Origin of the sequence: Paractinoplanes ferrugineus (genome assembly GCF_016862195.1) — a bacterium.
GTDB classification, from domain to species: Bacteria; Actinomycetota; Actinomycetes; order Mycobacteriales; family Micromonosporaceae; genus Actinoplanes; species Actinoplanes ferrugineus.
On record NZ_BOMM01000030.1, the window covers coordinates 29236 to 52280 of the forward strand.

Below are 23045 nucleotides of genomic sequence, written 5' to 3' on the forward strand. Positions count from 1 at the left end.
TGTTATTTCCCGCCCGCGGTCGCCCCGGCCAGGGCGCGCAGGACGGAGGTGAAGAAGCCCAGGCCGTCGAGGGACGGGCCGGTCAGCGCCTCCACCGCGTGTTCCGGGTGCGGCATGATGCCGACGACGTTGCCGGCCTCGTTGGTGATCGCGGCGATGTCGCGCTGCGAACCGTTCGGGTTGCCCTTGATGTAGCGGGCGACGATGCGGCCCTCGGCCTCGAGCTCGTCGAGCGTGCGCTGGTCGGCGACGAAGCAGCCTTCGCCGTTCTTCACCGGGATCAGGATCTCCTGGCCCGCGGTGAAGCCGTTGCTCCAGACGGTGTCGGCCGACTCGACGCGCAGCCACTGATCGCGGTTGCGGAAGTGCAGGTGCTGGTTGCGGGTGAGCGCGCCGGGCAGCAGGTGGGCTTCGCAGAGCACCTGAAAACCGTTGCAGATGCCGAGCACCGGCAGGCCACCGCGGGCCGCGTCGATGATCGACTCCATCACCGGGGCGAACCGGGCGATCGCGCCGCACCGAAGGTAATCGCCGTAGGAGAAGCCGCCGGGCAGCACCACGGCGTCGACATTGTGCAGGTCGGAGTCGCCGTGCCAGAGACGGACGGCCTCGGCGCCGGCGATGCGCGCGGCGCGGGCGGCGTCCCCGTCGTCGAGCGAACCGGGGAAGGTGACCACACCGATACGCATGGTCAGGCGACCTCCGCCACGTTTACCGTGAAGTCTTCGATCACGGGGTTGGCGAGGAGCTTGTCGGCGATCTCGTTCACCCGGTCGAGGTCGATCTCGCCGTCGAACTCGATCTCGACCCGCCGGCCGATGCGGACTGAGGAGACATCGTCGACGCCGAGCCTGGGCAGTGCGTTTGCGACTGCCTGGCCCTGCGGATCAAGGATCTCCGGCTTGAGCATGACGTCGACCACGACGCGAGCCACGGGCACTCCTGACTGATAGATGTGAGCATCGGCAGCCTACCTTGTGGCGCTCGGCAGCCGCCCATCGGCTGGTGCCGGCGACGCGACGCCTGCCGTCCTGACCAGGGCACATCGGCAGTGATCTAGATCAACTCGGGTGGGCGGACCATCACACCGTGATAGGTGCGATCTGGGTGGTAGGCGGCCGGGCCGGCTCGACCTAGGGTTCAGAGCATCGATCTCCGTCGGGCCAGGCGGCGGCGCCCCCGCCGCCGTCCGGCAGGAGCTCTCGAGCAGGTTCCGCCGAGGTGCGACGCGAGGGTCGAGCTCCGTCGCGCCTCGGCGGCACGATCTTCACTTCACAGGATGGGCGCGGGCGCGTAGTGCGCCGCCGCCGGGTGGGCCGCCACGATCGCCGCCACCCGCTCGGCCACCCGCGCCACCTGGGACGGCGCCGCACCGACGAACGCGGCCCGGTCGGCCACCAGGGTGTCGATCTCGCCGCGGGAGAGCCGCAGCCGCTCGTCCCCCGCGAGCCGGTCGAACAGGTCGTTGACGACCACGCCCTTCTCCCGCATGGCCAGCGCCACGCCGACGGCGTGCTCCTTGATCACCTCGTGCGCGGCCTCCCGGCCGACCCCCTTGCGCACCGCCGCCACCAGGATCTTGGTGGTGGCCAGGAACGGCAGGAAACGGTCGAGCTCACGGGCGATCACCGCCGGGTAGGCGCCGAACTCGTCGAGCACGGTCAGGAACGTCTGGAAAAGACCGTCGGTGGCGAAGAACGCGTCGGGCAGCGCGACCCGGCGCACCACCGAGCAGGACACGTCACCCTCATTCCACTGGTCGCCGGCCAGCTCGCCGACCATCGACAGGTAGCCGCGGACGATCACGGCGAGGCCGTTGACCCGCTCCGACGAGCGCGTGTTCATCTTGTGCGGCATCGCCGACGAGCCCACCTGGCCCGGCTTGAAGCCCTCGGTGGCCAGCTCCTGGCCGACCATCAGCCGGACCGTGGTGGCGAACGACGACGGGCCCGCGGTGACCTGGGCGAGCGCCGACACCACGTCGAAGTCGAGCGAGCGCGGGTAGACCTGGCCGACGCTGCTGAGCACCCGGTTGAAGCCCAGGTGGGTGGCGACCCGCTGCTCGAGCTGGGCGAGCGCGTCGAAGTCGCCGTCGAGCAGGTCGAGCTGGTCGGCCGCGGTGCCGACCGGGCCCTTGATGCCCCGCAGCGGGTAACGCCCGATCAGGTCGTCGAGGCGTTCGTAGGCGATGAGCAGCTCCTGTGCCGCCGATGCGAACCGTTTGCCCAGCGTGGTGGCCTGCGCCGCGACGTTGTGCGACCGGCCGGTCAGGACCAGGTCGGAATATTCGACAGCCCGCTCGGTGAGCCGGGCCAGGGTGGTGACCACCCGCTCCCGGATCAGCTCGAGCGACGCCCGGATCTGCAGCTGCTCGACATTTTCGGTGAGGTCGCGAGAGGTCATCCCCTTGTGGATCTGCTCGAAGCCGGCCAGCGCACTGAACTCCTCGATGCGCGCCTTGACGTCGTGCCGGGTGACCCGCTCGCGAGCGGCGATCGAGGGCAGGTCGACGTGGTCGAGCACCGCCTCGTAGGCCTCGACCGCCCCCTCCGGCACGGACACACCAAGATCACGCTGAGCACGCAGCACGGCGAGCCACAACCGGCGCTCCATCCGGATCTTCTCCTCCGGGGACCACAGGGCGGTGAGCTCGGCGGAGGCATAGCGGGCGGCCAGCACGTTCGGGATCGTCACGCGACTGATTCTTTCACGGGCCGGATTTCCGGCTCGGGCAGCTTGTGCCGCAGGGTGCGCACGTCACGGCTGCTCAACTGCAGGACGAACGCGGCCACCATGAGCACGGCGGCACCGAGCAGAGTCGATCTGGTGCCGACCGCGTGCGAGATCGGCCCGATCGCCATCTCGCCGATCGGGATCGCCACGAACGAGCCGACCATGTCGTAGGAGTAGACCCGGGCCAGCTTGTCGGCCGGAATGTGCTCCTGCATCGTCGTCTCCCAGGCCACGCCGAACTGCTCGACCCCCAGACCGGCCACCAGAGCCCCGAGAATTAGCAGCCAGAAGTGCGGGTAGAGGCCGAGCACGAACAGCGGCACGGCGATCAGCGAACAGCTCGCCACCCCGAAGTAGAGCAGTCGCCGCAACTTCAGCCGCATGGCGATCAGGCCGCCGATGATCATGCCGGCGGTTTCCGCGGCCAGCACGAAACCCCAGGCCCGGCGTCCGATGGTCTCGTCCGCGATCACCGGCCCGAGCACGAAGAGCCCGCCGCCCCAGGCCATGTTGGCCACGCAGAACCCGGCGACGACCACCCACAACCAGGTCCGCGACCGAAATTCGGACCATCCGGTCCGAAGATCCGAGATGATGCCGGGCCGTTTCGCTTCCGGCGCTTTCTCCGGTACGCCCGGGGCCGCGGCCACCAGGCCGAAATCCTCGCCGGGCAGACCGCCGGCCGCTTGCTCGACGACCTTCTCCCCGGTGATCGGGGCGGTCCCGGCCGCGGGCGCGGGCGCCGGGAGCACCGAGCCGAGGGCCGCGAAGCAGACGGCCGCGATGAGGAAGGTGGCCGCGTCGACCACGATGCCCCAACCCGGCCCGACCGCGGCGACCACGATGCCGGCCACCGGCGCGCCGAGGATGGCCGCCCCGTTGAGGAAGACCCGGCCGACCGCGTTGGCCTGTTGCCGGACATCGGCCGGGACGGTCTGCGGCAGGATCGACGCGCTCGCCGGCAGAGCCAGCGCACCCACCATGCCGTTGATCGCTGCCAGCCCGATGAGCAGCGGAATCGTGGCGGAGTCGGTGAGCACCAGGGCCGCCACGACGCCCTGGGTGAGGCCGGCGGCCACGCTCGAGCCGACCATCAGCAGGTTCTTCGGCATGCGGTCGGCGAGGACCCCGCCGAAGAGCAGGAACGCGACGTTGACGATCGTGCGGGCACCGACCACCAGGCCCAGGTCGGTGGCGGAGCCGGTCAGGTCGAGCACCGCGAAGGCGAGCGCGATCGGGGCGAAGGCGTTGCCGAGCGCGTTGACGGTGCGCCCGGCGAGCAGCAGTTGGAAGGGACGGTGTCGCAACGGGCCGTTCATTCGGACTCCATCTCGAACATGGCAGCTGTGGAGCTCGTGCGAATGGTGCCGGGGGTGCGTGGCGGCTGGGCCTCGTGGTGCAGCTCGGTGAAAGCGTCGGTGACCCGCTTGCGGATCTCCTGCCATTTCGCCGGGTCGACCCAGAGCTCGGCGTCGACGAGGGCCTTGCCGCCGGGCGGGAAGTTGGCGCCGCGAGTGCGGCGGATCAGCTCGTGGGCGACCGCGGCGAACTCGGCCCGCAGCTGCTCGTCGCTGAACTCGGCCGGGCTCTGCCCTTCGCGGTCGTGGCCGACGTCGTAGCGATAACGCTTGGCGACGCCGCCGCGGATCTTTTCCTCGCTCGCCACGAAGATCAGCCCGCCGGAGAGCAGGTTGCGCAGGTGGTAGCTGGCGTTGGCGTGGGTGAGGCCGAGCTCACGGGCGACCTCGGCCGCAGTCATCGGAGCACCGGTCAGCAGCGACATGATGCGCAGCCGGACCGGGTGGGCCATCGCCCGGAGTGCGGCCTTGCTTCCCTCTCCCAAAGACATGTTGGGGAGTCTAGGCATTCAGCATGCCGACTGTCCAACACTTGTTTGGGAGTGGCACACTGCACGAAGAACCGGCATTCTCGCTAGGGTTACTCGCGAGTAGGTACAGCGCAGATACCGAAAGGTCCACCGATGACAGATTTCAACCCGGACGCTCTCGCCTCGATCGGCCCGAAGGAGTTCGCGCAGCTCGTCAAGTCGACGCCGGACTCGCAGATCGCCGAGGTCATGGCGGGCGACTCGCGTAACAAGATCCTCGACGAGGTCTTCAACCGCATGCCCACGCTGTTCCGCGCCGAGAAGGCCGGCAACACCACGGCTGTCATCCACTGGGTGATCACGGGCGGCGCCGGCGGCACGAGCGACACCTACGAGACCGTGATCGAGAACGGCGCCTGCACGGTCACCAACAAGCCCGAGCGCGAACCGAAGCTTGCCATGACCATGGACCCGGTCACGTTCCTCAAGGTCGTCTCGGGTGACGGCAATCCGATGATGCTGTTCATGACCGGCAAGATCAAGGCAAAGGGCGACCTGGCCCTCGCGGCGAACGTCGCCAAGCTCTTCGACATCCCGAAGGCGTGATCCGACGCGGCGAGGGCCGGCCCTTCCCTACAGGGTGATCCGGCCCTCGACCGCGTTCCGGGCGATGTCGGTGCGATATTGGGCGCCGTCCAGGCGTACGCCGTCGATCAGGGCATAGGCCGCCTCGCGCGCGGCCGCGAGGTCGGTGCCGGTCGCGGTCACGCTCAGCACCCGGCCGCCCGCCGAGATCAGCGCACCGTCCGCGCGCCGGGCCGTGCCGGCGTGGATCACGCCCGCCACCTCGGCGCCCTCGATGACGTCGCCGGTGCGCGGCGTTCCCGGGTAGTTCGCGCTCGCCACCACCACGGTGATGGCGGCGCCGTCGTGCCAGAGCAGCGGCGGCTCGTCGGCCAGCGTGCCGGTCGCGGCGGCGTGCAGGAGCCCGGCCAGCGGCGTGTCCAACAGCGCCAGCACGACCTGGGTCTCCGGGTCGCCGAACCGGGCGTTGAACTCGATGACCTTGGGGCCGTCCGGAGTGAGCGCGAGTCCGACGTAGAGCAGCCCGGCGAACGGCGTGCCGCGCTTGCGCATCTCGGCCAGGGTCGGCTCGACCACCTCGCGCATCACCCGCGGAACGAGGTCGTCCGGCGCCCAGTCCAACGGTGCGTACGCCCCCATGCCGCCGGTGTTCGGACCGGCGTCGCCGTCGCCCAGGCGCTTGAAGTCCTGGGCCGGCATCAGCGGCACCGCCGCGGTGCCGTCGGTGATCACGAAGAGCGAGACCTCGGGGCCGGACAGGTACTCCTCGATCACCACCCGGCCGCAGTCGGCGGCGTGCTGCTTCGCCGTCTCCAGGGAGTCGGTGACCACCACCCCCTTGCCGGCCGCCAGACCGTCGTTCTTCACCACATAGGGCGCGCCCAGGTCGGCGAGCGCGCGATCGACCTCGGCCGGCGAGGTGCACTCGTAGGACCGGCCGGTCGGCACCCCGGCCGCGGCCATCACGTCCTTGGCGAACGCCTTCGACCCCTCCAGCTGGGCGGCGGCGGCACTCGGCCCGAAGCAGGCGATGCCCTTGGCGCGCACCGCGTCGGCGACGCCGGCCACCAGCGGCGCTTCCGGCCCGACCACCACCAGGTCGGCGGCCACCTCGACGGCCAGCGCGGCCACCGCCGCGGGATCGGTCGCGGTGACGTCATGCAGCACCGCGACCTGCGCGATGCCGGGGTTACCAGGAGCGGCGGCCAGGAATTCCACGGCAGGGTCGGCGGCGAGCTCGACGGCGAGGGCATGTTCGCGCCCGCCGGACCCGATCAGAAGTACGCGCACGGACGCCGATCTTACCGGCGCCCTCCTTCCGCACGTCGCACCGCAGGTCGGTCACGTAAACTTCGGCAGTACCCGGACTTCTCCGAGTACGACTGCTCTACGGAAGGCGTCACGGAAGTGCCGGTGATCGTGTTGGTCGGCGCCCAATGGGGCGACGAGGGCAAGGGCAAGGCCACTGATCTGCTGGGCGACCGGCTCGACTACGTCGTCAAGTTCAATGGTGGCAACAACGCCGGTCACACCGTGGTGATCAACGGCGAGAAGTACGCGCTGCACCTGCTGCCCAGCGGCATCCTGACCCCGGGGGTCACCCCGGTGATCGGCAACGGTGTGGTGGTCGACCTGGCGGTGCTGTTCCAGGAGATCGACGGTCTCGAGGCGCGTGGCATCGACACGTCCCGCCTGCGGGTCAGCGCGAACGCGCACGTCATCGCGTCGTACAACCGCACGCTCGACAAGGTCAGCGAGCGTTACCTGGGCGCTCGCCGCATCGGGACGACCGGCCGCGGCATCGGCCCGACGTACGCCGACAAGATGAACCGCCTGGGCGTACGCATCCAGGACCTCTTCGACGAGTCGATCCTGCGCCAGAAGGTCGCCGCCGCGCTCTCCTTCAAGAACCAGGTGTTGTCGAAGATCTACAACCGCCAGGCGGTGAAGGTCGACGAGGTGGTCACCGAGCTGTTGTCCTACGTCGACCGCCTGCGTCCCTACGTGGGGGACACCGCGCTCGAGCTGTCGAACGCGATCGACGACGGCAAGGTCGTGCTCTGCGAGGCCGGCCAGGCCACGCTGCTCGACGTCGACCACGGCACCTACCCGTTCGTGACCAGCTCCAACGCGACCGCGGGCGGCGCCTGCACCGGCTCCGGCATCCCGCCGACCCGGATCGACCGGGTGGTGGCCGTGCTGAAGGCGTTCACCAGCCGCGTCGGCGAGGGCCCGTTCCCGACCGAGCTGCACGACAAGTTCGGCGACTACCTGCGCGAGGTGGGCCACGAGTACGGCACGACCACCGGCCGGCCGCGTCGCATCGGCTGGCTCGACCTGGTCATCGGCCGTTACGCCCAGCGCATCAACGGGGTCACCGACTTCGCCCTGACCAAGCTGGACAACTACGACGGGCTCGACGAGATCCCGGTGTGCGTGGCCTACGAGGTCAACGGTGTGCGGCACGACGAGATGCCGATCAACCAGACCGACTTCCACCACGCGGTCCCGATCTACGAGACGCTGCCCGGCTGGAAGCAGGACATCTCCGGCTGCCGCAACTTCGACGACCTGCCGAAGGACGCGCAGCGGTTCGTCGAGTTCGTCGAGCAGCGCATCGGCGCCCGCATCTCGATCGTCGGCGTCGGCCCGGGCCGCGAAGCGGTCATCGAGCGCCACTCGGTGCTGGGCGGCTGAGGTGTACGACGTCGTCATCCTGAGCCTGGCGGAGGGCGCGGGTCCGTCGGTCGACGCCTGCGGCCCCGCCGGGTGCGGTGGTTGCGGATCGGTCGAGAAGGAGGTGTGCGCCGCCCCGCGGGTGCCGGTGCTGCAGTGCGCCGACGTGCTCACCAGGGCCGGCGCGCGGGTCGAGACGATCACGGCCGGCTCCGACGCGGAGATCGACGCGGTCCTCGCCCGCTTCGACGGCCCACCGCGGCCCGACGGGTTGACCTGGCCCGACGTCGAGAACAAGACCCGGTTGGTGGTGGCGAGCGCGGTCGACGGCCAGTTGCGCGCCGTCCTCCGGCGGCTGGTCCGGCGGTACGCTCCGCCGCCCAGCAAACGACCCGACGACCTTGCCACCACGCGTACGGTCCCGGATCTCCCGCCGGTGGCGCTGCTCCCGCTCGACCCGGCCGGCACCACCGACCTGGCCGCGCAGCTGGGTCTGCCCCGCACCCCCGCCGAGGTCGCCGACGCCGTGCTCAACGGCACCGTCCGGCGACTCGACCTGCTGCGCAACGACAGCGGCTCGGTCACGGTGGACGGCGCCCTGGTCGGTGGCGCCGACGACGACGGCCGCGCGGTGGCCTGGCGCGGCCGCGTCGAGGTCGACGACAAGGTCCTCTCCGACGGCAACGACCCGATCCTGGCCTGCGCCATCGGCAACGGCGGCGGCTACGCCCAGTTCGACGGCCTCGCACTGCTCACCGACGGTGATCCCACCGACGGCCGGGTCGAGGTCGCGGTCGCGGTGCCCAAAGTGGTCAAACAGCGATTCCGGCGCGGCACGAAAGTGCAGATCGAGGTCCGCCGCGCCCGCGGTCGCGCCGTGTCCGTGCTGCCCCGCGACGGCGAACTCCAGTTCCTGGACGACGGCGTCGGCGGATCGATGAACCGCAAACGTTCATGGTGGACGGAGCCCGGCGCGTGGGCGGTGTACGCGAGCTGACCTACTGTGCAAGGGTGAGATAGAACTGAAGTACGAGGGGGAGGACGCTTCAGTGACGGACGAGCAGGCCGACCGCGTCTACGTCCCGGGGGCGAACAACACGCCTCCCGACCGCGACGTGGAACCGTTCTGGGCACCGGACGAGCTGGAGGCTCCGGTGCACGGCGGCCGTCCCGTGCCCCACGAGGCGCCCCCAGCCATCCCCCTGCCCACCCCGGCGCAGCCGGGCGTCTACCGCCCCGACCGCCCGATCCCGACGCCACCCCCACCGGTCCGCGTCCCCCCGCCGCACGCGACCCCCACGCCGCTCGTCCACCCGACCGCGCCGGAGCAGCCCGCCACTCAGCAGCCCCCGGTGCAGCGCCCGCCGACGCAGGCTTGGCCCAACTTGGAGCGCCACCCAGCCGACGAGGCCCCGCCGAGCCCGCCCCATGCGCGTCCGTCCCAGACTTCCGTCGGCGCCGAGCCGACATCGGGTTCCGGTGTCCATTCGAGCCCGGATTCCCCCTGGTCCCAGCCGCCGCAGCGCCCCACCGAGCCGCCCACCCAGCACTCCGGGCCAGGCCGGCCCGGCTCCGGTGAGCACTCGGGGCCGGCCCAGCAGCCGTCCGCGCCGGAGAAGCCGGGCCCGCTGCCGCCGAGGCGCGCCGCCGCCTCGGTCTCGATCCCGTCAGCTGGCCGCCCCGAGACTTCGGCGCCTCAACCCGGCCCGCAGGCGCAGCACAGCCACCCACCCGACAGCCCCCCGCAGCAGCCAGGCCCGGCGCAGCCGGGTCCCTCCCAGCAGCCCGGCCCGCCGTCACAAAATGGGCAAATCTACCGCCCCGCGTCGCCGCGAAACCCTCAGACCCCGCCGCCGGGCCCCTACCCACCCACCATGGACCCGCGCGCCGCGCAGCCCCCACACCACCCGCCGGCCACGCACCCGCCCGCCTCGGCCGCACAGGACCCACGCGCCACGCATCCGCACGCCCCGCCCACACACGGCTCGGCCACGCACAGTCCGACGACGCACAGCCCGGCCACGCAGCCGCACGCCCCGGCCCCGCAGCAACATCCACAGACCCCAGGTCCACCTCCGCAGCAGCCGATCCCGACGCAGCAAAACCCCACCCAGCCCGGCCCGGCCCCGGCGGATCCCTTCCAGGACCTGGGCTGGATCTCCGACGGCACCCCGACGGCTGAGGAGTTCGCCCGGCGTCGCCTTGCCCGGCCGGCGGAACCGGTGGCCACGATGGGTGCGCGGGCGGTGCTGCGCAAGGGCACGGCAAACCTGATCAAGCTGGCGCCCAGTAAGCGGGAGCAGGAGTTCAAGCAGGACGTCGAGAAGGTTCGGCGCAACTTCGGCGGTCTGCGTCAGGTGACGATCGTCAATCCGAAGGGTGGGGCCGGCAAGACCGTCGCGGTGCTGCTGATGGCCATGACGTTCGGGCAGAAGCGTGGCGGTTACGTGCTGGCCTGGGACAACAACGAGACCCAGGGCACCCTCGGCATGCGGGCTCAGCAGGACTTCCACGCCCGTACGGTCCGCGACATGATGCGCGACCTGCACCTCTTCCGCGGGGCGCACGGCCGGGTGGGTGATCTTTCGCAGTACGTCCGGGCTCAGGGCGAGGGCATGTTCGACGTGCTGGCGTCGGACGAGTCGGCGACGGCGGGCGAGATGTTGACGGCGGGGGCGTTCGCGGAGATCCGTGAGATCGTCAGCCGGTTCTACAAGCTGATCTTCGTGGACACCGGTAACAACGTGCGGGCGCAGAACTGGCAGGCCGCCATCGATGCCACCGACCAGCTGGTGATCACCATGTCGGCTCGTAACGACTCGGCCGAGACCGCCGCCCGGATGCTCGACCACCTGGAGCAGAGCGGCCGGCAGCGGCTGGTGCGGCAGGCGATCAGCGTGGTGACGATGCCACCCACCCGCAAGGACATCGACCTGCCGGCGATTCGCAACCACTTCGCGGCGCGCACCCGCGAGGTGCTGATGGCGCCGTACGAGAAATTGATCGACTCCGGCGAGCCGCTGCGCTACAACCAGCTGTCCAGCAACACCAAGGATGCCTGGTTGAAGATCGCAGCGGCGGTCGCCGAAGGTCTCTAGGGAAGCGTCAGGACAGCGCGTCGGCCGCGGCCGGGTCGCTGTCGCGCAGGAACTGGGCGCAGCGGGCCGCCTCGTCGGCCTCGCCGATCTGGGCGGCGGCCTGCGACAGGCTGTGCAGGCAGCGCAGGAAGCCCTGGTTGGGCACGTGCGACCACGGGACCGGCCCGTGTCCCTTCCACCCGTTGCGGCGCAGGGCGTCGAGGCCGCGGTGATAGCCGGTGCGGGCATACGCGTACGCGGTAACCGGCTCGCCGGCCTTCAGCGCGTCGGCGGCCAGCGCGGCCCAGCCTCCGCTGAACGCCGGGTGGTCGGCGGCGACCTTCTTGTAGGCATCGACGGTGGCGGCCTCGGCGAGGGCCTTGTCAGCCTCGGCGTCGGCGGGCAGGAGCGTGGCCGGCGGCTCGGGAAGCAGATTCTGCATGACCCCATTCAACCGTGGCGTCACTCCCAGGCCGCAGCGACCCTGGCCAGCCGATCCGTGTATTCGATCTGGTCCGGCCAGCCGCTCGGCCAGGCGGCGTTCCCGAGCGCGGCGCCGGCGAAGGCACCGGCGAGGCAGGCGATCGAGTCGGAGTCACCCGAGGACGCGGCGCCCCGTCCGAGCACCGCGACAGGTTCGGTCGGCGAGATCAGATAGCAGTAGAGCGCGGTGGCCAGCGCCTCCTCGGCGATCCACCCGGCTCCGGTGGCCAGGCACGGGTCTCCGCCGAACGCGCCCGCGGCCAACGCGACGTCGACCCGGTCCAGCGCGACCAGGCACTCGTCCCAGCCGACCGCGATGAACTCCTCCGGCGACCTGGCCTCGGAGCGCCGCCACAGCTCACCGAGCCACTCGCCCCGGTAGACCCGGCGCTGCCGCCGGCAGCGATCACGCAGAGCCCCCACGATCTCGCCCGGGGCGAGACCACCCAAGAGCCAATTGCAGGCGTACGCGGTGAGCTCGCTCGCGGCCAGACCCGTCGGATGGCCGTGCGTCAGGGCGGCCTGCAACTGAGCGGCCCCGGCCCGTTGCTCGTCGCTCAGCCCCGGCATCAGCCCGACCGGCGTGACCCGCATGTTGGCGCCACACCCCTTCGACCCGGCCTGGGTGGCCTCGACCCAGGGCAGTCCGTCGGACAGCCCCGCGCACGCCCGCAGGCAGGTCATGCCGGGCGCCCGGTTGTTGTCCGGGCTGACCGCCCAGTCGAGGAACGCCTGCCGCAGCAACGGTTCGAGCTCCCCGGGCGTGATCGCGGGGGCCGCCAGCAGCGCCTCACCGACCGCGAGGGCCATCTGGGTGTCGTCGGTGACCAGGGCGGGAGTGCCCGACAACTGGACCGGACCACCCGGGCCATAGCGGGCGACGATGGCCTCGTACTCCATGAACTCGGTTGGTTTGCCGAGCGCATCCCCGTAGGCCAGGCCGTAGAGCGATCCCGCCACGTTTTGCACGGTGGCTACCCTACGTGCATGCCAGGAGATCCGCTGCACCCCGTCCTCGGCGGGCAGATCCCCTTCGATGACACCGCGCTCGAGGTGGAATCCCGGGCCGAGTTCGATTCGCACCTGGCGCGGCACACGCTGGCCGGCCTGATCATTCTGGGTTTGCACCTCGAACTCGACCCACCCGACTTCGCCGGCGTCGACGTGACCGGCACGCTTTTCGTCGGCTGCCGCCTCAGCGACGACGTCGAGATCGACCTGATCCGCCGGGGCGCCCACCTCGTCCCGCCGTTCGACGCGCGCCCCTATCCGACCCATCCGGCGACCCTCTACACCCCCGAGGACCTCGCCGCCGGCTTCGGCTCGGGCGGCTTCGCCGGCATGTACGACACCACCGTCTACCAGCATTTCGTCGACCACGGCGGGGCGAGCCCGGACCTTCGCGAGGCCCTCTCGCAGCGACTGCACGACGCCGGCATCGACAACGCACTGGGCAAAGCCCTGTCCGCCTGGGTGGCCAACCACAACGCCAAAGCCGCCGTCGGCATCATGGGCGGACACGCCGCCGCCCGTGGCTCGGAGGCCTACCGGATGGCCGCCACCCTCGCCTGGCGCCTCGCCGCCGCGGGCCGGCTGGTGGTGACCGGCGGCGGCCCCGGGGTGATGGAGGCCGCCAACCTGGGTGCCTACTTCGCGAATCGCCCGGCCGACCAACTGGACTCCGCCATCGAGATGCTCGCGGCGGCCCCACACTTCGCCGACCACGATCCGTACACCGCGGCGGCCCTCGCCGTCCGCGCCGCCTTCCCCGCTCCGCCCACCGCCGCCACCGACGTCGTGGGCCGGCTGCGCAACGGCGGCCTGGCCCTACCCACCTGGTTGTACGGCCACGAACCCGCCAACCTGTTCGCCGGCCAGATCGGCAAGTATTTCTCCAACGCCGTCCGCGAGGACTCGATCCTGCGCCTGTCCCGGGGCGGAATCGTCTTCGCCCCCGGCTGGGCCGGCACCGTCCAGGAGATCTTCCAGGCCGCGACCAAGACCTTCTACCAGACCGACGGCCCCTCCGGCGCGTTCGTCTTCCTGGGCGTCGACCATTGGCAACAGTTGCCGGTGGAAGCGTTGTTGCGCCCCCTGCTGGCCAAGTCGCCCCACGGCGATCAGTCCGACCTCATCGTCGTCACCGACTCCCTGGACGAGGCGATGGCCGCCCTGAGCCGCTAGCCCGCTCCCCCTGCGCACATCGGCTGAGCGGGGGCCGGTCAGGCGACGTGGACTCGGCGCCAGTTCGTGGCGGGCAGCTCGGCCTCGGGGAGGTCGGTTATGCCGTTTTCGTCCATGGCGTTGTAGACCGCGAGGCGGGCGCCGTCGAACAGGAACTCGACGGCATGCAGGATGCGCGGACGCCACTCGGCCGCGGTGACCAGCTCGATCACGTTCACCGCTCGGAGGATCTGGCCGCGGGCGTGGCGGAGGGCGGCGACCGGGTCGGGGCGCCAGTCGAAGTGCTCGTACCAGTCGATCGGCAGGTTGAGGTCGATCTGGTCCCAGGTGATCGCGCACTCATCGAACTTACGGTGGGTAATCTCCACATGCGTCTGTCCGAAGTCGAGGATCACCGGACCGTCGGCGAACCAGCCGCGCTCCGCCATGTCCCACATCAGCCAGCTCGATCGCAGTTTCCGGCCGATGAGCCGCACAAACCTGGTCCGGTGCACGGCCGCGAGGGCTTCCGCGTCGTGGTGCCAGGCGGGCTCGTAGCCCTCGATCCCGAGCACGATCATGAACCTCCAGTGAACCGGAGAACGATCGTACCCATACCCGAGAGTAACCCCGCAACATCGAACGGCCGATCCCCACCTGCGGGGACCGGCCGTTGTCCGATCGAGTTACTTCGAGAGGGTGGTGCCGGTCGAGCGGAGGTTCTCGCAGGCCTCGGCGACGCGCTTGGCGAGACCGTTCTCGGCCAGCTTGCCCCAGGCGCGCGGGTCGTACAGCTTCTTGTTGCCGACCTCGCCGTCGATCTTCAGCACGCCCTCGTAGTTGCGGAGCATGTGGTCGACGACCGGGCGGGTGAACGCGTACTGCGTGTCGGTGTCGATGTTCATCTTGACGACGCCGTAGTCCAGGGCACCGTGGATCTCCGACAGCAGCGAGCCGGAACCACCGTGGAAGACCAGGTCGAACGGCTTCTCCTTGCCGTACTTGGCGCCGACCGCGTCCTGGATCTCCTTGAGGATCTCGGGGCGCAGCTTGACGTTGCCCGGCTTGTAGACGCCGTGCACGTTGCCGAAGGTCAGAGCCGTCATGTAGCGGCCCTTCTCGCCCAGGCCGAGCGCGGCGGCGGTGGCGAGGCCATCCTCGACGGTCGAGTACAGCTTGTCGTCGATCGCGGCGGAGACGCCGTCCTCCTCGCCGCCCACGACACCGACCTCGATCTCGAGGATGATGTGCGCGGCCGCGGCCAGGGCCAGCAGGTCCTCGGCGATCTGCAGGTTCTCGTCGACCGGCACGGCGGAACCGTCCCACATGTGCGACTGGAACAGCGGAGCCTTGCCGTTGTCGACGCGCTCCTTGCTGATCGCGAGCAGCGGCCGGACGTACTTGTCCAGCTTGTCCTTCGGGCAGTGGTCGGTGTGCAGCGCGATGTTGATCGGGTAGTTCTTGGCGACCTCGGTCGCGTACTCGGCGAGCGCGACGGCGCCGCTGATCATGTTCTTGATGGTGGGGCCGGAGGCGTACTCGGCGCCGCCGGTGGAGATCTGGACGATGCCGTCGCTGCCCGCCTCGGCGAAGCCCTGCAGGGCGGCATTGAGGGTCTGCGAGGACGTCACGTTGATCGCCGGGTAGGCGAACGCGCCGGCCTTGGCTCGGTCGAGCATCTCGGCGTAGACCTCGGGAGAAGCGATGGGCATCGGTGCGCTCCTTGCTTGTTTCACACGTATGGAAGACAGAGGGCAGGACCGCGCTGTCCTCCAGTCAGTCAGTATCCCGCAGGCGGGACAGCGACGGGAAACCGCCCCGAAACTCGTTCCGAGAGTCGGTCATACGACCCAAAACGGCGGCAAATCCGGGGACCACTTCCCCTACCGTAAGTACGCAGCCGGTTTGTACTCGGGCTGTCCGGGAAACCGGGCTGCGGCCAGGACGACCGCGAGAGGGGAACGCGAGATGACGTACCCGGAGAACATCAATCTGGAGACCCCCGAGGCGGACGCGGCCGAGCAGGCCGTCAGCGCCCGTCTCGACCAGGACACCGAACCGTCGCTCGACGTCGAGGCGCCCGAGTGGGACGCCCGCGAGCAGAGCCGGACCGTCGAGCTGGAGGACGACGACTACCGGTAGGCAATTCGGTCGCCTCGATGGGCGTATCGCCCGATCATGGTGGACGTGCTGCTTACCGTGACGACCACCCGCCCGCCCGCGACCGATCTCGGCTACCTGCTGGTCAAGCACCCCGGCAAGGTGCATCAGTTCGACGTGCCGACCGGTACGGCGTACGTGCTGTACCCCGAGGCGACCGAGGACCGGTGCACGGCGGCGCTGCTGCTCGACGTGGATCCGGCACGACTACGAGCGCAGCAGGAGTCGTTCGAGCTCGGCGCGTACGTCAACGACCGCCCGTACGCCGCATCGAGCCTGCTCGCCGGAGCCCTGGCGAAGGTCTTCCGCAGCGCCCTGCGCGGCGCCTCGAAGGATCGGCCGGAGCTGGCCGCCGAAGCCATTCCGCTGCGGATCCGAGTGCCGGTGCTGGGTGGCTCGACCGAGTTGGCGACGCGCCTGTTCGCGCCGCTCGGCTGGGCGGTGACGGCCGAGCCGATCCCGTTCGAGCCGGAGATCGGCGGCAACAGCCGTTACGTCGACCTGAGCCTGTCCGGCACGGTCCGGCTCGCCGACGCCCTCAACCACCTTTACGTCCTGCTCCCGGTCCTCGACGACGCCAAGCACTACTGGGTGGCGCCCGACGAGATCGAGAAGCTGCTGCGCTCGGGCGCCGGCTGGCTGGCCGGCCATCCGGAGAAGGTGCTGATCGCCCGCCGCTACCTCGCGCATCGCCGGCATCTGGCCGAGTCCGCGCTGGCCCGCCTCGAGGTGGCGGAGGAGAACCCCGACGAAGAGTCCGAGCTGCCGGTGGCCCGCAAGGTCTCGCTGGCCGAGCAGCGCCGTGCCGCCGTGCTGGCCGCGTTGACCGAGGCCGACGCCGCCCGGGTCATCGATCTCGGTTGTGGTGGCGGCGCGCTGTTGGCGGCCCTGATCAAGGATCGCCGGTTCACCGAGATCGTCGGCACCGACGTGTCCTCGCGGGCCCTCGACCAGGCCACTCGTCGCCTCCGCCTCGATCGGCTGCCGACCCGGCAGAAGGACCGGATCAAGATTTGGCAGTCCGCGCTGACCTACCGGGACGACCGGCTGCGCGGCTACGACGCCGCCGTGCTGATGGAGGTCATCGAGCACGTCGATCTGCCCCGGTTGCCGGCGCTGGAGGCGAGCGTCTTCGGTCACGCCCACCCGCGCACGGTCGTGGTGACCACGCCGAACGCCGAGTACAACGTCCACTACGAGGGCCTGACCGGGATGCGCCATTCCGACCACCGCTTCGAGTGGACCCGGGCCGAGTTCCGTTCGTGGGCCTCGGAAACCGCTGAACGGTACGGCTACACCGTCGAGTTCCGCCCGGTCGGCGAGGAGCACGAGACCACCGGCGCGCCCACCCAGCTCGCCATCTTCAAGGAGAAGGAGGCCACCGCATGATCGACGTACCCGAGCTGGCGCTCGTCGCCCTGGTCGGCATCTCCGGATCCGGCAAGTCGACGTTCGCCCGCACCCACTTCAAGCCGACCCAGGTGCTCTCCTCGGACTACTTCCGGGGTCTGGTCGCCGACGACGAGAACGACCAGTCCGCGTCGGCCGACGCGTTCGAGGTGCTGCACTACGTGGCGGGCAAGCGGCTGGCCGCCGGTCGGCTCACCGTCGTCGACGCCACCAACCTGCAGCCGCATGCCCGAGCCGGCCTCATCAAGGTCGCCCGGGAGCACGACGTGCTCCCGGTCGCGATCGTCCTCGACGTGCCCGAGTCGGTGGCCTGGGAGCGCACCGAGGGACGCGCGGACCGCACGTTCGGCCGGCCGGTACTCACCCGAATGGGCCGTGACCTGCGGCGTTCGCTCGGCTCGCTGGCCCGTGAGGGCTTCCGCAAGGTGCACGTGCTGCGCGGCGTCGACGAGATCGCGGGCGCCGAGATCCGCTACGCGAAGCTGTTCAACGACAAGCGTGAGCTGACCGGCCCGTTCGACATCATCGGCGACGTGCATGGCTGCCACGCGGAGCTGGTCGCCCTGCTCACCAAGCTCGGCTACGACGTCAGCCGGGCCGGCGCCCCGCACCCGGCGGGCCGCACCGCGATCTTCGTGGGCGACCTCGTCGACCGCGGCCCCGACTCGCCCGGCGTCCTGCGCCTGGTGATGTCCATGGTCGCGGCCGGATCCGCGATCTGCGTGCCCGGAAACCACGAGCAGAAGCTGGCCCGCAAGCTCAACGGCCGCAACGTGCAGCTGACCCACGGCCTGCCCGAGACGCTGGCGCAGCTGGAAAGCGAGCCGGCCGAGTTCGTCGCCGAGGTCAAGACCTTCATCGAAGGCCTGGTCAGCCACTACGTGCTCGACGACGGCAAGCTCGTCGTCGCACACGCCGGCCTCAAGGAGGCCTATCAGGGGCGGGCGTCCGGCCGAGTGCGCAGCTTCGCGCTCTACGGCGAGACGACGGGCGAAACCGACGAGTACGGGCTACCTGTCCGCTATCCGTGGGCGCGTGACTATCGCGGTTCGGCAGCGGTCGTCTACGGCCACGTCCCCACCCCGACCCCGGAGTGGATCAACAACACGATCTGCCTGGACACCGGTTGTGTCTTCGGCGGCTCGCTGACGGCCCTGCGCTGGCCGACCCGCGAGCTCGTGTCGGTTCCGGCCGCCCGGGAGTACTACGCCCCCGTCCGCCCCCTCCGCGAAGCCACCACCCGGCCGGACGAGGGCCTCGATCTGGCCGACGTCACCGGGCGGCGGCACCTCGATTACGGGTACGGGCGGACGACCGTCAACGCCGAGAACGCGGCCGCGGCCCTGGAGGTGATGAGCCGGTTCGCCCTCGACCCGGCCACGCTCGGGTGGTTGCCGCCGACCATGGCGCCCTGCTCGACGTCGAACCTCGACGGCTATCTCGAGCACCCGGCGACGGCGTTCGCCGACCTGCGCGCGGCCGGCGTCGACAAGGTCGTGTGCGAGGAGAAGCACATGGGGTCGCGGGCCGTGGTCCGGGTGTCGCGTACCGGCTCCGGCGACGCCATCTGGACCCGTACCGGTCGGCCGTTCTTCGGTCCCGCGCTCGACCAGCCGTTGCTCGAGCGGGTGCGGACGGCCGCCGCGCCGCTCTTCGCCGACCTCGACACCGACTGGCTGCTGCTCGACTGCGAACTGCTGCCGTGGTCGGCGAAGGCCGGCGGGCTGATCCGCGACCAGTACGCGGGGGTCGGTGCGGCCGGCCGGCACGCCCTGCCGGCGGCGCTGGCCGTGCTCGACCAGGTGGCGGCCCGTGGACTCGACGTCGGGGCGCTGCGCGACCGGATCGAACTGCGCTCGTCGGAGATCGCCGGCTACTCGGCCGCCTACCGCTCCTACGTGCGGCCGACCGACGGTCTCACCGGGGTCACGCTCGCCCCGTTCGCGCTCCTGGCCGGCGTCGGAGTCTCGTACGCAAGCAAGGATCACGGCTGGCACCTCGCGCAGGCGGACCGCCTGGTCGCGGCCGACGCCGAGATCTTCACGCCGACCCGGCGGAAGATCGTCGAGCTCGGTGACGCGGCGGCCGAGGCCGACGCCACCGACTGGTGGCTCTCGCTGACGGCGGCGGGCGGCGAGGGCATGGTGGTCAAGCCGTACGCGGGCCTGGCCGTCACCGACGCGAAGGGCCGTCTCGTGCAGCCGGGTGTGAAATGCCGTGGCCGGGAGTACCTGCGGATCATCTACGGTCCCGAGTACACCCGTCCGGAGCAGCTGGCCCGGTTGCGCAAGCGGAACCTGGGCCGCAAACGCAGCCTGGCCCTGCGCGAACACGGGCTGGGCCTGGCCGCGCTCGACCGGCTGGCCGAGGGCGCACCGACCTGGCGCGTGCACGAGTTGGTGTTCGCGATCCTGGCCGCCGAGTCGGAACCGGTGGACCCGCGGTTGTGACAGCTTTCCCACAGCTTTCCTACAGCTAAGAGTTCGCAGGCTGCCGGTACCCTGCTCCTCGTGGAGACCCATGCGCTTGTCGAGCAGCTCGCTCTGAACCCGTTGAGCCCGAAGGACCTGATTCACACCTTCGGGCTCATCGGCGTGATCGCGATCATGTTCGCCGAGACCGGCCTGCTGGTCGGCTTCTTCTTCCCCGGCGACTCGCTGCTCTTCCTGGCCGGCGTCGCGTCCTCACCGGTGGCCGACGAGCTCTTCGGGGACAACACTCAGATCTCGTTCGTCGGCCTGCTCATCGGGGCGCCGATCGCCGCGATCTTCGGCGCCCAGCTCGGCCACTGGCTGGGGGCGCGCTACGGCCGACGGATGTTCGACAAACCCAATTCAAAGCTCTTCAAGCGGGAGTACGTCGAGAAGGCGGAGTACTACTTCGAGAAGTTCGGCCCGGCCAAGGCCGTGGTGCTCGCCCGCTTCATCCCGATCGTGCGCACGTTCCTCAACCCGGTCGCCGGCACCCTCGGCATGCCGGCGAAGAAGTTCTTCATCTGGAACGTGGTCGGCGCGGTCCTGTGGACCGACGGCATCCTGCTTATCGGGCACCTGCTGGCCAACCAGATCTACAAGGCCGTCGGCGACAAGATCGACCACTACATCCTGCCGGTGGTCGCGGTCATCATCCTCATCTCGGTGCTGCCGATCCTCATCGAGATCCTCCGCGAGCGGAAGCACAAGAAGAACGGCACCGGCCCCGGCGCCTCGGCGGTCGAGCCGGCGCAGGCGATCGGCGTGGTCGCGGCCGCGAGCATCGCCGGTCTGGTCGAGGCGGTCCGCGACGAGGACGACGACGAGCCGCGTACGCCGAGGTCGCACCGCCGAACCTGAGGTCACGAAGTACGAAAGGCCGGCCCGAGCGGGCCGGCCTTTTTCGCGGCCTCTTCTTTGCCGGCTCTTCGTGCTGGCTCAGACAGTGATCGCGGTGGAGCCGGACAGCCGGTCCAGGAACGACTCCGGGCAGTTGCGCAGGTTTTCCAGGCGCCCGGCCGCGAGCGCGCGATAGGTCAACTGGGCGGCCTCTTCGAGGTTGCGGGCCCGCTTGTGAGCCAGCTCGACCGAGTCACCCATCACGACACAGCCGTGGTGGCTCAGCACCAGGCAGTCGGTCCCGTCGGCGGCCATGGCCGCGGTCAGCGCCGCGACCTCGGATCCGCCGGGCAGCCGGAACGGCACCGTGGAGACACGCCTGAGGTAATAGGCGTGGTCGGTGGTGATGATCCGGACGTGTTCGCCCAAGGCGTCGAGCAGCAAGGCGGTCTGTGGATGCAGATGCACCACGGCGTTGACGTCGGGTCGGGCCCTGTACAACGCGAGGTGCAGAGCGATCTCGCTTGTCGGTTCGAGGCGCGGCATCGGCAGGGCGCCGATCGTCGCCGGCTCGCCGTCATCGATGCGTACGGCCGTGAACGTGCTGCGGCTCAGACGGTCCAACCAGGAACCGCTCGCGGTCACCCAGATGGCGCCCTCATCGGGAATCCTCGCGGACAGGTTGCCGCCCGAACCGACCACCAGGCCGGCCTGGACCACGTCGTAGCCCACGTGCGCGAGCTGGTCGCGCAGGTCACCCGGAACGTAATTCACCCGTTACTCCTCAGGTCCGGGGGTGGACTGGAGGGAGAGGGGACTTCAGCCTGGCGTCACGCCCCCATATCGGTGACGCCAGGCATTTCCCGCTACTTCGCTTCCGCGAGCGGTCAGCGTGCCTTCTTCGTAGCCCGCTTACGCGGCGGGGTCAGAAGGTCGGCGATAGTCGCGATTGCGGTCGGCACGAGTCGGTAGTAAGCCCACACGCCCCGCTTCTCGCGCTCGAGAAGCCCCGCCTCCGTCAGGATCCGCAGGTGGTGGCTTACGGTCGGCTGCGAAAGGCCCAGGGGGGCCGTCAGGTCGCAGACGCACGCCTCGCCGTCTGTTGCGGACTGGATGAGGCTCAGCAGCCGCAGCCGGGCCGGGTCGGCGAGTGCCTTCAGCACTCCCGCGAGCCGCTCGGCGTCGGCACGTTCAATTGGCTCGCCGGCAAGCGGCGAGATCTGAGGCATTGTCATTTCCGCCAACGCAGTTCCCACGATCTCCATCCTTCCACCAACTGCATCGATTCTCCTGCATGTGCGCAGGAACGAACCGGCTAACTTTCAGGCCGTAAGGCCGACATCGACCACCTTCTCGGTCGACCAGGGATGACCGGCAATCCGAACCCCTGAACGACCCTCACCGGCGTACCGACTTCGGTCTCTGCCTCCTGCAACGCCTCAGCCGCCGTCTGGTCGCTACCTGTGCGTCACGGGCTCCCGATCCCCGCCCCCAGGGTGAGGAGTCCCACTTTCTCAATTCGTCGATCCGTTTCGGGTCATTGATCCGTACAACGGAAGGTCTCCACACACCTCGCCGTCGTCATCTCGCCACGCTGCGCGATCCCTCGGCCGAGGCGGCTCGGCACGAGAACTTCACGACCCGATGAAAGCACGGCACCACGCTCCGCGACGGACAATTCAGTGATGAATTTACGCAGGTCGTGGCGTGCTTCCAGGTATCGAGCCTACTGGCTGGAACAAAACTTGTACGTTTCGCCCCGGCGGGGCGGAAGGGAACTATTGACGCACAGCTTTGCACCCATCTGAAAAGAAACCTAACAGTCGCCCAAGTCCCTTTCGCCCCTTCCCGGACGCATCGACGCTGCTCAAAGCCGCTATGTCCGGCGTCACACGCTTGAGCCGCCACAGATCACCCGGTCGTGGCGCTGAGAAGGTCCTGTGAATCGCGCGAGCGGACGTTTACCCACTCAGCAAAAAAGACCCTCCGACCGGCTGGCCGACAACCACCCGGACAGCCGATAGAAGTCAGTCCGGAAGGACAAAGCTACCCGTTCGGGTGACACACGGCGGTCGATACGAGACACCTGGTGACCAGTAACACTACGGCTGGACCTCCCTCTTCCGAGCACTTCTCACACCCCCTACGACTTGCCCGCCCCCCAGCGAGGTTCCGGCAAACTTCATCGTTGGCACGCCCGGCCCGGACCGCGCCGCCGCTCCCACCCATTCCAGCTCGGATAGATCCCCACAGCGCGCGAGAGCCGTTTTCCAGACACAGACGCCCTCCGGACACTCTCCGCGCGGATACGCCGCCCAGGCGCCCGCTGAACCACACCGCTCCCCGACGCCGGCGGACAGTCCCGACGCCGGCGGATAGATCCCTACGCGTGCGGATAGGTCCCCTACAGCCGACGGATCAGTCACCGAGCCGTTCAGATTCGCGAACGTAGGCGCGGCACGGCGAGCTTGACCCGATCCGGCCCCCGCCCGCGAGCCGAACGCGCAATCTTGTTCAGCGGTTGGCCTGAAGTTCAGACATGGCCCAGCCCGCTTCGGGCCAGCCCGCTTCGGTCCGGTCCGGTCCGGCCCGGTGCGGTCCGGGGCGGGCCGGTGCGGG

21 protein-coding genes are annotated in these 23045 nt (G+C 69.9%); 9 read left to right on the top strand and 12 right to left on the bottom strand.

Annotated elements, in window-relative coordinates:
• Positions 1 to 2 precede the first annotated feature (2 nt).
• The 5 genes from purQ to Afe05nite_RS17550 all read right to left on the bottom strand — a co-directional run bounded on the left by purQ (position 3) and on the right by Afe05nite_RS17550 (position 4582).
• Positions 3 to 695 (bottom strand): phosphoribosylformylglycinamidine synthase subunit PurQ, encoded by a 693-nt coding sequence (gene purQ / locus Afe05nite_RS17530; RefSeq protein WP_203818213.1) that lies wholly within the window; start codon positions 693 to 695, stop codon positions 3 to 5.
• Positions 692 to 934 carry a phosphoribosylformylglycinamidine synthase subunit PurS gene (purS, locus tag Afe05nite_RS17535; protein WP_203818194.1) on the bottom strand — a complete coding sequence of 81 codons (243 nt, stop codon included), beginning with the start codon at positions 932 to 934 and terminating at the stop codon, positions 692 to 694. Before purS ends, purQ begins: the two co-directional genes overlap by 4 nt.
• A gap of 338 nt (positions 935 to 1272) precedes the next feature.
• Entirely contained in the window at positions 1273 to 2694 is a 1422-nt protein-coding gene (gene purB / locus Afe05nite_RS17540; RefSeq protein WP_203818195.1) for an adenylosuccinate lyase, read from the bottom strand.
• Positions 2691 to 4052, bottom strand: coding sequence for an MFS transporter (locus Afe05nite_RS17545; protein WP_203818196.1), 1362 nt, complete (start codon positions 4050 to 4052; stop codon positions 2691 to 2693). Before Afe05nite_RS17545 ends, purB begins: the two co-directional genes overlap by 4 nt.
• Entirely contained in the window at positions 4049 to 4582 is a 534-nt protein-coding gene (locus tag Afe05nite_RS17550) for an ArsR/SmtB family transcription factor (RefSeq protein ID WP_239117917.1), read from the bottom strand. The genes Afe05nite_RS17545 and Afe05nite_RS17550 overlap by 4 nt, the downstream gene beginning before the upstream one ends.
• 132 nt (positions 4583 to 4714) lie before the next feature.
• On the opposite strand from Afe05nite_RS17550, the gene Afe05nite_RS17555 reads away from it, so the two are divergent.
• On the top strand, positions 4715 to 5167 hold the full coding sequence (locus Afe05nite_RS17555; RefSeq protein ID WP_203818197.1) for an SCP2 sterol-binding domain-containing protein: 453 nt from the start codon (positions 4715 to 4717) through the stop codon (positions 5165 to 5167).
• Between the two features lie 27 nt (positions 5168 to 5194).
• On the opposite strand, the gene purD is transcribed toward Afe05nite_RS17555, so the two are convergent.
• Positions 5195 to 6436, bottom strand: coding sequence for a phosphoribosylamine--glycine ligase (gene purD, locus Afe05nite_RS17560; RefSeq protein WP_203818198.1), 1242 nt, complete (start codon positions 6434 to 6436; stop codon positions 5195 to 5197).
• 117 nt (positions 6437 to 6553) lie between these two features.
• Between purD and Afe05nite_RS17565 the strand changes: the two genes are divergently transcribed.
• The 3 genes from Afe05nite_RS17565 (at position 6554) to Afe05nite_RS45095 (ending at position 10920) form a co-directional block, all read left to right on the top strand.
• Entirely contained in the window at positions 6554 to 7843 is a 1290-nt protein-coding gene (locus Afe05nite_RS17565) for an adenylosuccinate synthase (protein ID WP_203818199.1), read from the top strand.
• Position 7844: 1 nt separating this feature from the next.
• Positions 7845 to 8819 (top strand): diacylglycerol kinase family protein, encoded by a 975-nt coding sequence (locus Afe05nite_RS17570; protein WP_203818200.1) that lies wholly within the window; start codon positions 7845 to 7847, stop codon positions 8817 to 8819.
• Between the two features lie 118 nt (positions 8820 to 8937).
• Entirely contained in the window at positions 8938 to 10920 is a 1983-nt protein-coding gene (locus Afe05nite_RS45095; RefSeq protein WP_438868318.1) for a MinD/ParA family ATP-binding protein, read from the top strand.
• Positions 10921 to 10927: 7 nt separating this feature from the next.
• Here the strand turns inward: Afe05nite_RS45095 and Afe05nite_RS17580 are convergent, their stop codons facing one another.
• On the bottom strand, positions 10928 to 11341 hold the full coding sequence (locus Afe05nite_RS17580) for a DUF3151 domain-containing protein (RefSeq protein WP_203818202.1): 414 nt from the start codon (positions 11339 to 11341) through the stop codon (positions 10928 to 10930).
• Positions 11342 to 11361: 20 nt separating this feature from the next.
• Complete coding sequence (locus tag Afe05nite_RS17585) at positions 11362 to 12351, bottom strand: ADP-ribosylglycohydrolase family protein (RefSeq protein WP_203818203.1); 990 nt, start codon at positions 12349 to 12351, stop codon at positions 11362 to 11364.
• Positions 12352 to 12369: 18 nt separating this feature from the next.
• Between Afe05nite_RS17585 and Afe05nite_RS17590 the strand changes: the two genes are divergently transcribed.
• On the top strand, positions 12370 to 13566 hold the full coding sequence (locus Afe05nite_RS17590; protein ID WP_203818204.1) for an LOG family protein: 1197 nt from the start codon (positions 12370 to 12372) through the stop codon (positions 13564 to 13566).
• Positions 13567 to 13604: 38 nt separating this feature from the next.
• Here Afe05nite_RS17590 and Afe05nite_RS17595 read toward each other — a convergent pair whose 3' ends face one another.
• Together Afe05nite_RS17595 and fbaA are read right to left on the bottom strand one after the other, a co-directional pair.
• Positions 13605 to 14126: a hypothetical protein gene (locus Afe05nite_RS17595; RefSeq protein WP_203818205.1), complete on the bottom strand. Its 522-nt coding sequence runs from the start codon at positions 14124 to 14126 to the stop codon at positions 13605 to 13607.
• 105 nt (positions 14127 to 14231) lie between these two features.
• Positions 14232 to 15257 carry a class II fructose-bisphosphate aldolase gene (gene fbaA / locus Afe05nite_RS17600; protein ID WP_203818206.1) on the bottom strand — a complete coding sequence of 342 codons (1026 nt, stop codon included), beginning with the start codon at positions 15255 to 15257 and terminating at the stop codon, positions 14232 to 14234.
• 256 nt (positions 15258 to 15513) lie between these two features.
• On the opposite strand from fbaA, the gene Afe05nite_RS17605 reads away from it, so the two are divergent.
• From Afe05nite_RS17605 to Afe05nite_RS17620, 4 genes are read left to right on the top strand one after another with little or no spacing between them, the layout of a single operon-like run.
• On the top strand, positions 15514 to 15687 hold the full coding sequence (locus Afe05nite_RS17605) for an Rv3202a family protein (RefSeq protein WP_203818207.1): 174 nt from the start codon (positions 15514 to 15516) through the stop codon (positions 15685 to 15687).
• A 45-nt stretch (positions 15688 to 15732) separates the two neighbouring features.
• Positions 15733 to 17094 (top strand): 3' terminal RNA ribose 2'-O-methyltransferase Hen1, encoded by a 1362-nt coding sequence (locus Afe05nite_RS17610; RefSeq protein ID WP_203818215.1) that lies wholly within the window; start codon positions 15733 to 15735, stop codon positions 17092 to 17094.
• A complete protein-coding gene (locus tag Afe05nite_RS17615; protein WP_203818208.1) occupies positions 17091 to 19565 on the top strand; it encodes a polynucleotide kinase-phosphatase in 2475 nt (824 codons plus the stop codon). The genes Afe05nite_RS17610 and Afe05nite_RS17615 overlap by 4 nt, the downstream gene beginning before the upstream one ends.
• A 60-nt stretch (positions 19566 to 19625) precedes the next feature.
• Positions 19626 to 20447, top strand: a complete 822-nt coding sequence (locus tag Afe05nite_RS17620; RefSeq protein ID WP_203818209.1) for a DedA family protein — start codon at positions 19626 to 19628, stop codon at positions 20445 to 20447.
• A 78-nt stretch (positions 20448 to 20525) separates the two neighbouring features.
• Here Afe05nite_RS17620 and Afe05nite_RS17625 read toward each other — a convergent pair whose 3' ends face one another.
• Both Afe05nite_RS17625 and Afe05nite_RS17630 read right to left on the bottom strand, forming a co-directional pair.
• The gene (locus Afe05nite_RS17625; RefSeq protein ID WP_203818210.1) at positions 20526 to 21200 is read right to left on the bottom strand and encodes a class II aldolase/adducin family protein; all 675 of its coding nucleotides are present in this window, start codon (positions 21198 to 21200) and stop codon (positions 20526 to 20528) included.
• A gap of 113 nt (positions 21201 to 21313) precedes the next feature.
• Positions 21314 to 21691 (bottom strand): ArsR/SmtB family transcription factor, encoded by a 378-nt coding sequence (locus tag Afe05nite_RS17630; RefSeq protein WP_014440216.1) that lies wholly within the window; start codon positions 21689 to 21691, stop codon positions 21314 to 21316.
• Between the last annotated feature and the right edge of the window lie 1354 nt (positions 21692 to 23045).

What these genes read in the sequence shown, in the direction of transcription:
- Afe05nite_RS17545 (WP_203818196.1), bottom strand. Translation starts at nt 4,052, where the DNA reads ATGAACGGCCCGTTGCGACACCGTCCCTTCCAACTGCTGCTCGCCGGG.
- Afe05nite_RS17550 (WP_239117917.1), bottom strand. Translation starts at nt 4,582, where the DNA reads ATGTCTTTGGGAGAGGGAAGCAAGGCCGCACTCCGGGCGATGGCCCAC.
- Afe05nite_RS17555 (WP_203818197.1), top strand. Translation starts at nt 4,715, where the DNA reads ATGACAGATTTCAACCCGGACGCTCTCGCCTCGATCGGCCCGAAGGAG.
- Afe05nite_RS17580 (WP_203818202.1), bottom strand. Translation starts at nt 11,341, where the DNA reads ATGCAGAATCTGCTTCCCGAGCCGCCGGCCACGCTCCTGCCCGCCGAC.
- Afe05nite_RS17590 (WP_203818204.1), top strand. Translation starts at nt 12,370, where the DNA reads ATGCCAGGAGATCCGCTGCACCCCGTCCTCGGCGGGCAGATCCCCTTC.
- Afe05nite_RS17595 (WP_203818205.1), bottom strand. Translation starts at nt 14,126, where the DNA reads ATGATCGTGCTCGGGATCGAGGGCTACGAGCCCGCCTGGCACCACGAC.
- fbaA (WP_203818206.1), bottom strand. Translation starts at nt 15,257, where the DNA reads ATGCCCATCGCTTCTCCCGAGGTCTACGCCGAGATGCTCGACCGAGCC.
- Afe05nite_RS17605 (WP_203818207.1), top strand. Translation starts at nt 15,514, where the DNA reads ATGACGTACCCGGAGAACATCAATCTGGAGACCCCCGAGGCGGACGCG.
- Afe05nite_RS17615 (WP_203818208.1), top strand. Translation starts at nt 17,091, where the DNA reads ATGATCGACGTACCCGAGCTGGCGCTCGTCGCCCTGGTCGGCATCTCC.
- Afe05nite_RS17630 (WP_014440216.1), bottom strand. Translation starts at nt 21,691, where the DNA reads ATGGAGATCGTGGGAACTGCGTTGGCGGAAATGACAATGCCTCAGATC.